Genomic DNA, 12,363 nt, shown 5'->3' on the forward strand with positions numbered 1-12,363 from the left:
ATGGCTGAGTCAAACAGCTTGCTGGTTATCATTCGTCATGCTCCTTACGGCTCCAACCTGCTGCGAGAAGGGCTGGATACAGCGCTGGTAGCAGCCGCATTTGGACAGCCTGTAGACCTGCTGTTCCTTGGGCAGGGCGCTATGGCGTTATTAAAAGAGCAAGGCAGCGGGGCGCCAGGGCAGAAAGCCAGCCTCCCCACCATCGATATGCTGGAGATGTACGATATCGAGCAGCTTTGGACCACCGAAGAGACCTTGGTTACTCTAGGAGTGCCCGCATCCACGTTGCGAGACGATGTGCAGTTTTTGAAAGCTAAAGTACTACCCGGGTTTCTTCAGCAGTACGCGCAAATACTTAATTTTTAGTGGGATGCTCAGTATGTTGCATATTTTAACCAAGGCGCTAAATAGCGACGCTGCGCAACAGATGCAGCAAGCCGTTGGTGAAGAGGATATCGTAGTACTGACGGAAGAAGGTGTACAAGCGGCGCTGAATACGCACTGGGAAGGTTGGCAGGCGTATCAGTCACGCATCTATCTGTTAGCCGAAGATGTCGCGGCGTGGGGCCTAAATGCTGCCGTTACAGCGAATGGCTTACCTACGGTTGATATGAACGGATTCGTTACGTTAACTGGGCACCACCCTCAAATCGTTACGTGGTATTAATATGTCGGATTCAAAAATATACCGTTATCTTGATTCAGATAAAGAAATTGGATTAGACCCTGAGGGATACTTGGTAGAGCAGTCGAAATGGTCAAAAGCTGTAGCTGAAATGCTGGCCAGTGATGAAGGGCTTGTATTAACTGAAGCACATTGGGAATTAATTAGTGTAATGCGTGATTTTTATAACCGCTATGAAATGGCGCCGGCTATGCGTCCCTTGGTAAAAGCCACGAAGAATGCGCTGGGAGAAGAGAAGGGCAAGTCGATGTATTTAATGTCGCTTTTCCCCGGCAGCCCTGCGAAACGTATAGCGCGGCTTGCCGGGCTGCCTAAACCCACCAACTGTCTGTAGAAGCGGTAAGTTGAAGATTAAGCCAAATCGCCACGGGTACAAACGGACAGAACAACCGCATCATCAGCACTGGTAGACACCAGTGCATGCCCCATATCACTATCAAAATAGATGCTGTCACCTTCAACAAGCAGCAGCGGAGCATAAAACTCGCTGTACAGCATGATATCGCCATGAAGCACCATCAAAAACTCTTCGCCATCATGACGCACCCATTGGTGGTATTCGTCAAAGTTGCGTGCGCGCACAATGGTCTTAAAGGGAATCATGCGCTTTTGAGCCAGCTGGTGCCCCAGTAACTCATGCTCGTAAGTAGGCGTTGGATGTAGCTGCCCTTTGTCTTTACGCGTTAAGTCGCGTCGTCCCATGGTATAGCGTTCACGTTTGGGCGGCGTAAAGAGCTGGGGTAGATCGATATTAAGCCCAGTGGTGAGTTTTTGAACGACGCTAAACGTAGGCGAGACTTGATCATTCTCAATCTTTGAAAGGGTAGAGCGCGCTAGCCCGGTACGCTGGCTAACATCTTCCAGCGTCCATTGGTTAGCCAAGCGAATCTGCTTGAGCCGCGCGCCCAAGAGAAGCGGTTCTACAAACGGTTTGCTGCCGGAGGCAATACGCAGTGCGGCATGTTCTTCAGAAGTGGCGGTCATAATGGTCACATAAGAGACAGCAATAGGGACCATAGTAACATAGCGTTAGCGTCTGCCAGGGTATTCGCGAGTACAGAATATTTAACCTTCTTCTGAAAATGGTAGCCCCAGCAAGGCTCTAATATGCGCCTCCACACCTCTTCCTAATGATTTAGGGTCGTAGCCACCTTCCAGTACAGAGACAACGCGGTTATCCGCATAAAGCGCCGCGATCTCCATTGCCAAATGCGTTATCCAATAATAGTCTTCATCATCCAGGCAGATATCGGCCATCGTATCGTCGCGATGAGCATCAAATCCTGCCGATATCATCACCAGGTCCGGTTTAAACGCATGAAGGGCGGGTAGCCACTGATGCTCAATGAGGCGTCGAAATTCAGCGCTGTCAGTGCCTGATTCTAGCGGCGTATTAACAACGTTGTGCCACTCACTACGCAGATAACGCCACGGGTAAAACGGGTACTGAAAGCTTGTACAGATCAGGACATCTGATCTGCCCTTAAAAATATCGATAGTTCCATTACACTGGTGGACATCAAAATCGAGGATAGCGATACGCTTGGCACCATATACGTCACGTGCATGGGCGGCACCTACGGCGATATTGTTATAAAAGCAAAAGCCCATCGCCTCGCTTGCTTCGGCATGATGGCCGGGAGGCCTAACGGCACAAAAAACATTATCAGCGTGACCCTTAAACACCTGATCGACTGCTTTTATAGTGGCCCCGGCAGCAACCCGGGCAGCTTTTAAGCTATCCGGATTCATGAGTGTTTCGCTGTCCAGGGCGACAATGTCTTCAGCAGGCACACATTTCTCTAAGGCATTAAGGTGCCGGGGCGGGTGTACTTTTGCCAACGCCTCAAAACTGGCTTCTTTGGCATCAGACTGCATGGTCTGCTGTAATAAACCGGCAAGTGAAAGGCGAGCGCGAATTGCTTCCAGACGCTGTGGACTTTCAGGATGTTCTGGTCCCATATGATGCAATGAGCAGTCTGGATGGGTAAGGTAAGAGGTGATCATTCAAGCGCTCCATTGTATTGAGGCCACCTTAATCGCCTCTGGGGCTTGCGCGACAGTGTCAATAAGTCGTACACCGTCGTTATTTACTTCAGGGGAGGCTCAATTTTGAGTACGCGCTTTTTGCATCATTTTTTTGAACCTCGCACGCTAGCCGTGTTTGGCGCCTCTGAAAAACCGGCCTCGCTGGGTGGGTTAGTGCTGAATAACCTGCAAGAGGGGGGCTTTAAAGGCACCCTGTGGGCGGTCAATCCAAAAGGTTATGACCAGGTATTCGGCGTGCCCTGTTTCAGCAGTGTAGCGGACTTGCCCGAAGCGCCGGACCTGGCGGTTGTTTGCTCGCCGATTAAAGGCGTTCCCAAATTAATTAAACGCTTGGGCGAGTCTGGTGTGAAAGCCGCGTTGGTGCTTTCTGGAGGCGCCTACCTGGACCGCGATAGCGACAATACCGGTTCTATTCGTGAGCGGATGTTAAAAGCCGCCATCGCCTCAGGTATTCGAGTGTTGGGCCCAGAGTGCATGGGTGTCATCGTCCCAAGCAAGCGTTTGAATGCCTCTTACGCCAGCCAGCCTGTCAAAGCGGGCCGTGTTGCGTACCTGGGCCAATCGGGCATGCTTGCCAACGCCATGATTGATTGGGCCGCTGGGCGCGATGTTGGGTTCTCTCACTTGATTACGGTGGGGGATAGCGTCGATGTTTTGTTGCCGGATTTAATCGACTACGTGAATCAGTTTTCACCCGCTCAGGCCATCTTATTACACTTGGAAAGGGTGAATGACGCACAACATTTTATGACCTCTGTGCGCGATGCTTCGCGTAACCGCTTGGTACTTGCCATTAAAAGCGGCCGTACGCCGCAATCCGATATTTCGGGGATGGCACCTACGCCGGGTATTGCTAATCGTGATGTCGTTTTCGATGCGGCGTTTGCACGCGCTGGGGTGGTAAGGGTCGACGATTCTGATGAGCTATTGGATGCTCTGGAAACGCTCTCGCGCATGAAGCCACTACGCGGTGATCGGTTAGCCATTGTTTCTAATGGCTTGGGTCCAGCCATGCTGGCGATTGATAAGCTGGTTAGCGCAGGTGGTAAGCTTGCCGTGTTTAGCGAGGAAACCCAAGCGGCGCTACATAAAAGCCAAGTCGATATAAGTAAGCCCGGCGAAAACCCGGTTGACTTGGGTGGCAACGCAACCCCTGCGCGTTTTGTTGAGGCGCTGGAAATTGTGGCCGCCGATGCCAATGTCGATGCGGTGCTGGTGGTCCATGCCCCAACACGGTTGGCACCTTCAGCGATGACGGCTCAAGCACTAATTGATAATCGCAAAAAATTTCGGCGTAACTTGCTGACCAGTTGGATGGGCCTGAAGGAAGCCCTTAATGCCCGCCATCTCTGCAACATCGCGGGTATACCGACCTATATTTCCCCGGAAAAAGCCGTTAAGGCTTTCATGCACATGGTAATTTACCAGCGTGTTCAAGCCTTGCTGCATGAAATTCCACCTAGCCTGCCATTTTCAACCAGCTCGGAAATACGTGCCCAGTGTCGGTCACTGATCATCCAGGCAAAAGAGCAGGGGAGAGAGACACTCAGTCATTCAGAAACAGCCCAGGTACTTAAAGCGTATGGTATTCCTACGGCGCCAAGTGTGTATCTGGGCACCCCTGAAGAGGTCGAATCCGCAGCCCAAAAAATCCAAGGGCCGATGGCTCTGAAAGTGGTTCATGAAGGTAATTGTCGGCCTTACCGATACCGTAAACACCCCCATAAAATGTCTGCCGGGCTGCTACAAGACCTGGAAACGCCTGCTGAAGTGGCGCAAGGGGTACGTCAGCTGGGTGATAAAGTACATGAGAAATTTCCCCAGTACACTATTCGCGAGTTCTGCTTACAGCCTATGCAGCGGGGTAAGCACTCCATGCAGATTTGTGCCGGAATTACCCGCGACCCGGTTTTCGGCCCGCTGATTGTGTTTGGTATTGGCGGCTATAAAGTCAATATTTTGGCAGACCGCCAGGTCGCTCTGCCGCCGTTGAACATGAGCCTGGCGGCCGACGTCGTCGGCAGGACGCACGCAGCCTCTTTAATTCGTGAGCACTCCGCTGAACCTGAGCGCGACATTCAGCGGCTATGTCAGCTGTTAGTCAAGCTTTCGCAAATGGCATCTGATTTGGGGGATCTGCGAGGGTTGGAGATCAACCCGTTACTGCTTAATCGTGATGGCATGCTGGCGGTGGATTTTGCGATGGATTTAGGCACGCCTGCGCGCTTTGCCATCATGCCATACCCGGAAGAGTTGCGAGAGTGGGTAACGCTGAAAAACGGCTGGCAGGTAGAGGTACGCCCCATCAGGGCCGAAGATGCGCCTTTAATCACCGCTTTTCACCGTCAGCTATCGGAAGAGAGTATTCGTTTCCGCTACTTCCACAATAAGTCCAACCTCACTCAACGTGATTTATCGGTTTTGTCACATATTAATTATGATCGACAAATGGCATTTATCGCCGAGCACCAGCACGCAGATGGGCGTAAAGAGATGTTAGGCGTTGTGCGTGTGTGGAACGACCCTGACAATATACGCACCGAGTTTTCGGTGATCATCCGCGATGATTTACAAGGGCTTGGGATTGGCAGCCTGCTGATGAAGAAGATGGTCAATTACTGCACGCATATCGGTACGCTCGAAATGATAGGCAAAATCATGGTCGATAACCACCCAATGCGGGCGTTAATGAAACACTTGGGATTCACGTGCCGCTATAACATGGAAGAACAGGTGATTGATGCTGTCCTGCGCTTAAATGAGCCCGAAAGCGAGTGGCAGCGCCTTCGTCTGGAAAGTCTGCCCGATTAACCCGGCCAAGTGCACCACCTCTACATCACCACTACAGCAGGCCTGCCTAATTAACGTATCACCGAAACAGACCTGCGCTGAACAATAATGAGCGATCTTTATAGGGGTTATGGGGCCAAGCGGAACTGGCTCCACTCTCCACCATCGCGACGCTCGAAACGTATACGGTCATGTAGTCGGCTGGGCTGGCCCTGCCAAAATTCAATCATGTCAGGTTGCAGGCGGTAGCCGCCCCAATGGATGGGCCGCGGGATTTCTTGCCCCTCATAGGCCTGTTCAAAGCGTTTCTGACGCTCCTCAATCCAGTTACGATCAGGAATGACAACGCTTTGCGTTGCAATCCAGGCGCCTAACTGGCTACCGCGAGGGCGGCTGGCAAAGTACTCATCCGATTCATCCGGCGCAACCTGTTCGACGGAACCTTCAATACGCACTTGGCGAGCGAGTGATGGCCACCAAAACGTCATTGCCGCAAACGGCACATTGCTCAGCTCGCTACCTTTATGGCTATGGTAATTGGTGTAAAACACCATTCCTTGCTCATCAAATCCTTTCAGCAATACAACGCGTGCATGCGGCCGCCCTTGGCTATCCACTGTTGCCAGCGTCATGGCATTGGCGTCTTTATCCTCCTTCTCCATGGCCAGGCTAAACCACTCATCAAACAGCACGAAAGGCCCTTGAGTGACATGGGTTTCATCAAGCCTGCCACCTTCGTAATCACGCCGAATGTCGGCTATGTTGCGAGTCATTAGCGGAACTCCCTAAGTTTTAATAACACCCTGAATTTTAATAACGTTCGTCACTCTTTAGATAACGCCCAAAACGTTCACTTACCTGTTTGGCGCTGTTGTTGGCTACGAAAACGTGCGTACCCCATGCAACCTACAAAAAGCGCCAGCGATACGAGCGCTTCCACAATGCCATGCACCGTTTGCCCGGGTACAGAGGCTAGCATGACACCTTGTGTAACGTAGAGAAGGCTGACAAAGGCGAGCCAGGCATGGCCACGTGCACGCTGGCCAAGAATGGAAGGTAAAAAAAGCACCAGCGGTAAAATAAAGGCCACCACAGGCCGCCAATCAAACGTATCGCTTTGCAATGTAAAGCCACGATAAATAACCAGCAGCAAGAGCAGCGTAAAACTGATCAATACACACTTCCGTGCACGCAGTGTTAACGTATTTATGCCGTGGCGCTCCTCCAGGCTAGTTAGCCACTGCTTCATGATGTCCCCTGACGCATGGCATTAAGCGCTACTGCTAGTTTAGCCAGTCGTTTGCCTTGTGCTACGCATAGTGCTCGTTCATGTTCATCTACCGAACGGTCGCTACGTGGGCCTGCCAAATGGCTGGCACCGTAAGGCGTGCCTCCGCCTTGGGTGCTTAACAGGGCCGTTTCACTATAGGGAATACCTGCATAGACCATTCCGTGGTGCAACAAAGGCACTAACATGGTCAGCAGCGTACTTTCCTGGCCGCCGTGTAGACTGGAGGTCGATGTAAATGCACAAGCTGGTTTATCGACCAAAGCACCGTTCATCCATAAGCTGCTTGTGCTATCCAGGAAATACTTTAAGGGAGCGGCCATATTGCCAAAGCGCGTGGGGCTACCCAAGGCAAGCGCGCTGCAGTTACGCAGATCATCAAGTTCAACATACACCGCCCCCTCATCAGGGATTTCCGGCGCGACGGCCTCGCAAGTTGTTGAAACTGGAGGTACCGTGCGTAAACGCGCTTCAATACCCGCAATGCTTTCAATACCTGCAGCCAATTGACGGGCCATATCGGCCGTCGCCCCTGAGCGAGAGTAATAAAGAACCAATACGTAAGGGGTGGTGTTACTCATAAATTTTCCTTGGTCCTGGAAGAATGCCGATAAAAGCCCTGCCTGATGCCTTATGGTATCAGAGCTATGTACTTGGCAGGAGATGGCTTTAAAAGATGGTAGCTGGTTTCGGGTAATCTGACGTAAACCCAGACGTCGCTTCCATCGGCTAACCGTTTTTTAACGCGCTCGTACCGAACGCCCAAGCGTTCATAGCGATCAAGCCGCCTTAACGCTTCCGGCGTCACGGTTAATTTTAGGCCTTCGACGTGGCTACCTGGCTGAGGAGCGACGTCCAGATCGTGACGCTGATACCCTGGAAGAACCGCCGGTTCTGGACTGCCTAAACTGCCAGCGACTAACCAGCGAATCAGTGGATAACGTAGCGTTCCATACACAAACAGCTGATGTGTGCGTTGCTCTACCGTTTGCACCTCATCAGGCGGGGAATAGAGCCAGGGACTTAACAGGGTTAGCCATAGCCATGTGGCCGCTGACAGCAGTAATAAACCTGCCAGAGCGACTGTTTTTTTAACCCAGCCCATCCGTTGCCCTTTTAAAAACGTGAGTGGGATAGCCTGGCGTGCCGTTCTCCCTTAAGCAAGTGTTGAGCAATCTGCTTAAGCAATACGATATGGTTTGCTAGGATAGAGGTAGACCTTATCGGAGGAGCCTGCAATGAACCAGCCACTTCGTGATGATATGGATTTCCGAGCCTCTGTGGGTGATGTAACGCCGTTGGCACGTAGTAATCAGGCCGACGCAGGTAATCACCGGAGGAAGCCTTCTGCAGCACAGCTTGCACGCAGAGAAAGCGCTCAAGAAGAGCTTAGTGAACGTAATTTTCTATCCGATGATTTTGTTGATTTACTGCCCCCTTTTGATCCTATCGAATACCGTCGAGAAGGCATTCAGCAGGGCGTTGTCGATAAATTAAGGCATGGAGGATATAGCGTACAGGCACAACTTCATTTATTGCGTCGGCCGCTGGCTGAATGTCGCCGCATGCTGTTCCCGTTTATTCAGGAAGCCTATGCGCATGACCTGCGTTCGGTCATGATTGTGCATGGAAGAGGGCGCGAACTGGACAGCCCAGCCAACGTGCTGCGCTCTTACCTGGCCAAGTGGCTTGGCCAGTTTGAAGAGGTCCAGGCGTATGTCTCTGCCCAGCCTTCCGAAGGCGGGCTTGGCGCTACGTGGGTGATGCTGCGCAAAAGCCAACGGGCGAAAGCCAATAACCGTGAGCGCCAGCAAAAAAGGAAAGGATAACAACAAAAATGCCCCTGAAAGCAGGGGCATTCACTGTGTGCTTCGCTATCAAGCGTAAGAAGCTACCTTATTGGTTGCCTGTTGGCGCAAGTGAAACAGCGGCTCGGGTTGATCGGTCGCAGGCTGATAAGCGCGACTAAAAATATGCAGATTTCGCAGAGCATCTTCGACCCACTGGTCTTCTCGAAGCGAAAGTCCGTCAAATCCACAGCGGGTCATAAAAAACAGCTGGTCAACCAGCACATCGCCAATGGCACGCACTTCACCCTGGTAGGCATAGCGCTCCCTTAGTAGGCGCGCCAGGCTATAGCCACGGCCGTCAGTGAATTTTGGAAAATCGATTGCAATTAATGGCGCGCTTGAAAGGCGTTCAGACAACTCTGGTGTCAGCTCGGTATCCGCAGGCAACCAGGGAGCTGTCAGCTTGCCCTCTGAAGTGCTATCAAGCCAGATTGAGAGCGGCACGATGGTATGCGCGTCAGATACTGTTGCGTTTGTTTCAGTATCGCGTACTAACGTCCAGCTATCCTGCGTTTCTTGGCCGCGAAACAGGTAAGGACGTTGGCGTTCTACCAGATCTGTCTCGAATGGCAGGTTCTCTTCAGAAGAAGGCTGGTTAAGCATAAACGCGCTCCTTAAAAGGCTTCAGGCCGATACGACGGTAAGTGTCCAGGAAAGTCTCGCCACTATGACGCTCACCCACGTAAACGTTTAGCAGCTTATCAATCACATCAGGCACATTTTCACGGCTAAAGGATGGGCCAAGAATCTTGCCCAAAGCGGCACTGTTGCCTTGATCACCACCCAGCGAAATCTGGTACCACTCTTCACCTTTCTTATCGACGCCTAGTATGCCGATGTGGCCTACATGGTGATGTCCGCAGGCATTCATGCAGCCTGAAATATTAAGATCCAGCGGGCCGAGATCATACAGGAAGTCCAGGTCTTCAAAGCGTTCTTGAATTGACTGTGCCACAGGGATTGACTTCGCATTAGCAAGCGCGCAGTAGTCCCCCCCCGGACAGCAGATAAGATCTGCCAGTGTACCGACCGTGGGATTTGCCAAGCCTAGTGCTTCCAGATCGTGCCATAGTGCTTCCAGTTGATCGGCAGGTACATCACCAAGCACCAGGTTTTGTTCGTGAGTTACACGAAGCTCGCCGAAGCTATATTTGTCTGCCAGGTCCGCTATCTGGTGCATTTGTTCCCAGGTAACGTCACCCGGTGAATGGCCGCTGCGTTTTAGTGACAGCGTCACCGCTTTATAGCCTTTAACTTTATGCCCCTGAACATTGTTGGTCATAAAACGGCCAAAAGCACGATTTTCCTGGCGCAGTGCATCAATAGCCGCTATAGCGTCGTCACTTACCGGGCGGCGGTCAGGATCAACAAAGTATCCTGCAACCCGCTCAATACTTTCAGGCGTTAAGGTTTGAGGGCCATCTTTAAGATGCGCCCACTCCTCGGCTACTCGGCGGCTAAACTCTTCGACACCTAGCGCTTTGACCAGTATCTTGATCCGTGCTTTGAACTTGTTGTCCCGGCGGCCAAACTGGTTATAAACGCGAACCAGAGCCTCCAGATACGTAAGCAAGTGCTGCCAAGGCAAGTCTTCACAAACAACTTCACCGATTAGCGGTGTGCGGCCCAGACCGCCGCCCGCGAGAACTTTTACGCGCACTTCACCCGCATCATCACGCCATAGGCGTAACCCTACATCGTGAACCTGAATGGCTGCACGGTCTTGCTCAGCGCCGGTCACGGCAATTTTAAATTTGCGCGGCAGATAAGCGAATTCAGGATGAAATGTCGACCATTGGCGTATCAGCTCACACCAGGGGCGAGGATCTACTTCTTCGTCTTCCGCAATACCTGCAAATTGATCAGTCGTGGTATTACGAATGTCATTACCACTTGTCTGAATTGCATGCATTTGGACAGTTGCCAACTCCGCCAGCATATCCGGCACCGTCTCAAGCTTAGGCCAGTTCAACTGCAGGTTGGTACGCGTTGTAAAGTGACCGTACCCGCGGTCAAAGTCACGCGCTAGGTCCCCCAACTTACGCAACTGATAGGAAGCCAGCATGCCGTAGGGAATGGCGATCCGCAGCATGGGAGCATAGCGCTGAACGTATAAACCGTTCTGTACCCGCAAAGGAAGAAACTCTTCTTCGCTGAGTCGACCCGCCAGATAGCGGTTCATCTGATCGCGAAATTGAGCAACGCGCTCATCAACAAGCGTTTGGTCGTGAATATCGTAACGGTACATGTGGCACGATCCTGCTAAAAAGCGAAATGGTCACGTCAAGGCGGACATTAATGTAGTGTTACCTTAACGCGTGTTTCATATTCTACAAAAGAATATATAATTATCTTTTTATCGCTAAACGATATTTAAAACATTGGGAGCTAGCCAGCGCTTACGCTGCCAAATCCATAAAAAACCCGCCGAGTTGGCAAATCGATAAACTATCTGTACCAGCCAAACCCCAAGCAGGCCTTGTTGTAAACCAATCCCAACCCACCAGGCAAGGGGCAGAAACAAAAGCCACTGCATGCTTAAGGTCAGCAGCATCACCGTACGCTGCGCGCCAGCGCCCATCAATGCCTGAGCCAGCACCAGCGCCGCCGCATCCAGCACAATCATTGCACCGGTAATTTGTAAGGGCAGCGTGCCCAGGGCGATAAGCTCGGGGCTGGAAAAGAAAATGCTGAGTACCTGCATCGGGAATACGAGCATTGGCAGTGCCAAGAGGGCGAGCAGCACACCGGCAACGCCCAGCGCATCCAGCCCCCACCGATGGGCCGCCCTTTGATCATCCTGGCCTAATGCTTCGCCTACCAGGCTCATGGCAGCAACGCCCACACCCACACCCGGCAGGATTAGCAATAATGACAAGTTAACCAACACATGCCCAACCGCAACACTTGCGGTCCCCATACGACTTAACAACCAAAAAAGCACCACATAGCCCGCCGCAAAACATATCTGCTGTAGGGAATGAGGCAGAGCAAGTGCTAGCGTTGTGCGCAGCGTATCGAACATCGGTAGGCTGAACAAAAAGCCATTCTGGTCGTGCTGTCTTACAGTGACCCAAAGCCAGATAAAAAGGCCTAAAAACATCGAGAGAGTTGTACCTACGCCTGCGCCGCTTGCCCCCATACGTGGTAGCCCAAACAGGCCATAGATCAGCCCGCTACTGGCCGCTACGTTAAACAGCTGAACAACCATAATAATGCGCAGATAAAGGTGTGTCTGTTGGCGGCCATTCCAATAACCACGAAAACATAGTGTTAACGCAATGGCTGTCAGGGCGATAACCCGCCAGCGAAAGTAATCAACCGCCACGTGATGCACCTCAGGCACCTGTGTTATCAAATACAGCAGGGCAGGCGCTTGCCACCAGGCCAGCAGCGATAGCGGCAGCCCAACTACCATGCCAACCGCGACGCCTGCCTGTAAAGGCTGAGCCGAATGCTCACAGCCCGCTCCAAGGCGCTGGGACGTTTGCGATTGAACGCTTGAAGAGAGACCAAACACCAGGGCGGTGAGCATAAACATGGCGTAACCACCCACACCCACACCCGCCAGCGCGACCTGGCCTAAATGCCCCACCAGTGCGGCATCAATGATGTTGAGCATGCTCTGAGAAAGCATGCCCAACATGATCGGTAGCGCCAAGCGAACGACCTTGCCGTGGCGTCGAGTTGCTAACGCCATA

14 protein-coding genes are annotated in these 12,363 nt (G+C 52.1%); 5 read left to right on the forward strand and 9 right to left on the reverse strand.

What is annotated here, in order from left to right:
* Genes tusC through ACT3TJ_RS10970 form a run of 3 tightly spaced genes read left to right on the forward strand, consistent with a single transcriptional unit; the run spans window position 1 to window position 1,019 of the window.
* The gene (gene tusC / locus ACT3TJ_RS10960) at window positions 1-366 is read left to right on the forward strand and encodes a sulfurtransferase complex subunit TusC (RefSeq protein WP_444621633.1); all 366 of its coding nucleotides are present in this window, start codon (window positions 1-3) and stop codon (window positions 364-366) included.
* A 13-nt stretch (window positions 367-379) separates the two neighbouring features.
* Window positions 380-667 (forward strand): sulfurtransferase complex subunit TusB, encoded by a 288-nt coding sequence (tusB, locus tag ACT3TJ_RS10965; RefSeq protein ID WP_444621634.1) that lies wholly within the window; start codon window positions 380-382, stop codon window positions 665-667.
* Window position 668: 1 nt separating this feature from the next.
* Window positions 669-1,019 carry a TusE/DsrC/DsvC family sulfur relay protein gene (locus ACT3TJ_RS10970; RefSeq protein ID WP_444621635.1) on the forward strand — a complete coding sequence of 117 codons (351 nt, stop codon included), beginning with the start codon at window positions 669-671 and terminating at the stop codon, window positions 1,017-1,019.
* A 17-nt stretch (window positions 1,020-1,036) separates the two neighbouring features.
* On the opposite strand, the gene ACT3TJ_RS10975 is transcribed toward ACT3TJ_RS10970, so the two are convergent.
* The gene (locus tag ACT3TJ_RS10975; RefSeq protein ID WP_172116650.1) at window positions 1,037-1,669 is read right to left on the reverse strand and encodes a helix-turn-helix domain-containing protein; all 633 of its coding nucleotides are present in this window, start codon (window positions 1,667-1,669) and stop codon (window positions 1,037-1,039) included.
* 81 nt (window positions 1,670-1,750) lie between these two features.
* Window positions 1,751-2,692 carry a histone deacetylase family protein gene (locus tag ACT3TJ_RS10980; protein ID WP_444621636.1) on the reverse strand — a complete coding sequence of 314 codons (942 nt, stop codon included), beginning with the start codon at window positions 2,690-2,692 and terminating at the stop codon, window positions 1,751-1,753.
* A 105-nt stretch (window positions 2,693-2,797) separates the two neighbouring features.
* On the opposite strand from ACT3TJ_RS10980, the gene ACT3TJ_RS10985 reads away from it, so the two are divergent.
* Window positions 2,798-5,545: a bifunctional acetate--CoA ligase family protein/GNAT family N-acetyltransferase gene (locus ACT3TJ_RS10985; RefSeq protein WP_444621637.1), complete on the forward strand. Its 2,748-nt coding sequence runs from the start codon at window positions 2,798-2,800 to the stop codon at window positions 5,543-5,545.
* A 107-nt stretch (window positions 5,546-5,652) separates the two neighbouring features.
* On the opposite strand, the gene pdxH is transcribed toward ACT3TJ_RS10985, so the two are convergent.
* The 4 genes from pdxH to ACT3TJ_RS11005 all read right to left on the reverse strand — a co-directional run bounded on the left by pdxH (window position 5,653) and on the right by ACT3TJ_RS11005 (window position 7,917).
* On the reverse strand, window positions 5,653-6,297 hold the full coding sequence (pdxH, locus tag ACT3TJ_RS10990; RefSeq protein WP_172116647.1) for a pyridoxamine 5'-phosphate oxidase: 645 nt from the start codon (window positions 6,295-6,297) through the stop codon (window positions 5,653-5,655).
* A 77-nt stretch (window positions 6,298-6,374) separates the two neighbouring features.
* Complete coding sequence (locus tag ACT3TJ_RS10995) at window positions 6,375-6,773, reverse strand: DUF2069 domain-containing protein (RefSeq protein WP_444621638.1); 399 nt, start codon at window positions 6,771-6,773, stop codon at window positions 6,375-6,377.
* Window positions 6,770-7,393, reverse strand: a complete 624-nt coding sequence (gene wrbA / locus ACT3TJ_RS11000; protein WP_444621639.1) for an NAD(P)H:quinone oxidoreductase — start codon at window positions 7,391-7,393, stop codon at window positions 6,770-6,772. Before wrbA ends, ACT3TJ_RS10995 begins: the two co-directional genes overlap by 4 nt.
* 50 nt (window positions 7,394-7,443) lie before the next feature.
* Entirely contained in the window at window positions 7,444-7,917 is a 474-nt protein-coding gene (locus ACT3TJ_RS11005; protein WP_441679312.1) for a gamma-glutamylcyclotransferase family protein, read from the reverse strand.
* A gap of 133 nt (window positions 7,918-8,050) precedes the next feature.
* On the opposite strand from ACT3TJ_RS11005, the gene smrA reads away from it, so the two are divergent.
* A complete protein-coding gene (gene smrA, locus ACT3TJ_RS11010) occupies window positions 8,051-8,641 on the forward strand; it encodes a DNA endonuclease SmrA (protein WP_172116643.1) in 591 nt (196 codons plus the stop codon).
* A 48-nt stretch (window positions 8,642-8,689) separates the two neighbouring features.
* Here smrA and ACT3TJ_RS11015 read toward each other — a convergent pair whose 3' ends face one another.
* From ACT3TJ_RS11015 to ACT3TJ_RS11025, 3 genes are all read right to left on the reverse strand, one after another.
* A complete protein-coding gene (locus tag ACT3TJ_RS11015) occupies window positions 8,690-9,265 on the reverse strand; it encodes a DUF934 domain-containing protein (protein ID WP_441679311.1) in 576 nt (191 codons plus the stop codon).
* Window positions 9,258-10,910, reverse strand: a complete 1,653-nt coding sequence (locus tag ACT3TJ_RS11020) for a nitrite/sulfite reductase (protein WP_172116641.1) — start codon at window positions 10,908-10,910, stop codon at window positions 9,258-9,260. Before ACT3TJ_RS11020 ends, ACT3TJ_RS11015 begins: the two co-directional genes overlap by 8 nt.
* Before the next feature lie 114 nt (window positions 10,911-11,024).
* Entirely contained in the window at window positions 11,025-12,362 is a 1,338-nt protein-coding gene (locus ACT3TJ_RS11025; RefSeq protein WP_444621640.1) for an MATE family efflux transporter, read from the reverse strand.
* Window position 12,363 lies beyond the last annotated feature (1 nt).

The organism is Halomonas sp. AOP30-A1-24, from assembly GCF_052378165.1.
Taxonomy (GTDB): Bacteria; Pseudomonadota; Gammaproteobacteria; order Pseudomonadales; family Halomonadaceae; genus Vreelandella; species Vreelandella citrativorans.

What these genes read in the sequence shown, in the direction of transcription:
- tusC (WP_444621633.1), top strand. Translation starts at nt 1, where the DNA reads ATGGCTGAGTCAAACAGCTTGCTGGTTATCATTCGTCATGCTCCTTAC.
- wrbA (WP_444621639.1), bottom strand. Translation starts at nt 7,393, where the DNA reads ATGAGTAACACCACCCCTTACGTATTGGTTCTTTATTACTCTCGCTCA.
- ACT3TJ_RS10980 (WP_444621636.1), bottom strand. Translation starts at nt 2,692, where the DNA reads ATGATCACCTCTTACCTTACCCATCCAGACTGCTCATTGCATCATATG.
- pdxH (WP_172116647.1), bottom strand. Translation starts at nt 6,297, where the DNA reads ATGACTCGCAACATAGCCGACATTCGGCGTGATTACGAAGGTGGCAGG.
- tusB (WP_444621634.1), top strand. Translation starts at nt 380, where the DNA reads ATGTTGCATATTTTAACCAAGGCGCTAAATAGCGACGCTGCGCAACAG.
- ACT3TJ_RS10995 (WP_444621638.1), bottom strand. Translation starts at nt 6,773, where the DNA reads ATGAAGCAGTGGCTAACTAGCCTGGAGGAGCGCCACGGCATAAATACG.
- ACT3TJ_RS11015 (WP_441679311.1), bottom strand. Translation starts at nt 9,265, where the DNA reads ATGCTTAACCAGCCTTCTTCTGAAGAGAACCTGCCATTCGAGACAGAT.
- smrA (WP_172116643.1), top strand. Translation starts at nt 8,051, where the DNA reads ATGAACCAGCCACTTCGTGATGATATGGATTTCCGAGCCTCTGTGGGT.
- ACT3TJ_RS10975 (WP_172116650.1), bottom strand. Translation starts at nt 1,669, where the DNA reads ATGACCGCCACTTCTGAAGAACATGCCGCACTGCGTATTGCCTCCGGC.
- ACT3TJ_RS11020 (WP_172116641.1), bottom strand. Translation starts at nt 10,910, where the DNA reads ATGTACCGTTACGATATTCACGACCAAACGCTTGTTGATGAGCGCGTT.
- ACT3TJ_RS11025 (WP_444621640.1), bottom strand. Translation starts at nt 12,362, where the DNA reads ATGGCGTTAGCAACTCGACGCCACGGCAAGGTCGTTCGCTTGGCGCTA.
- ACT3TJ_RS10970 (WP_444621635.1), top strand. Translation starts at nt 669, where the DNA reads ATGTCGGATTCAAAAATATACCGTTATCTTGATTCAGATAAAGAAATT.
- ACT3TJ_RS11005 (WP_441679312.1), bottom strand. Translation starts at nt 7,917, where the DNA reads ATGGGCTGGGTTAAAAAAACAGTCGCTCTGGCAGGTTTATTACTGCTG.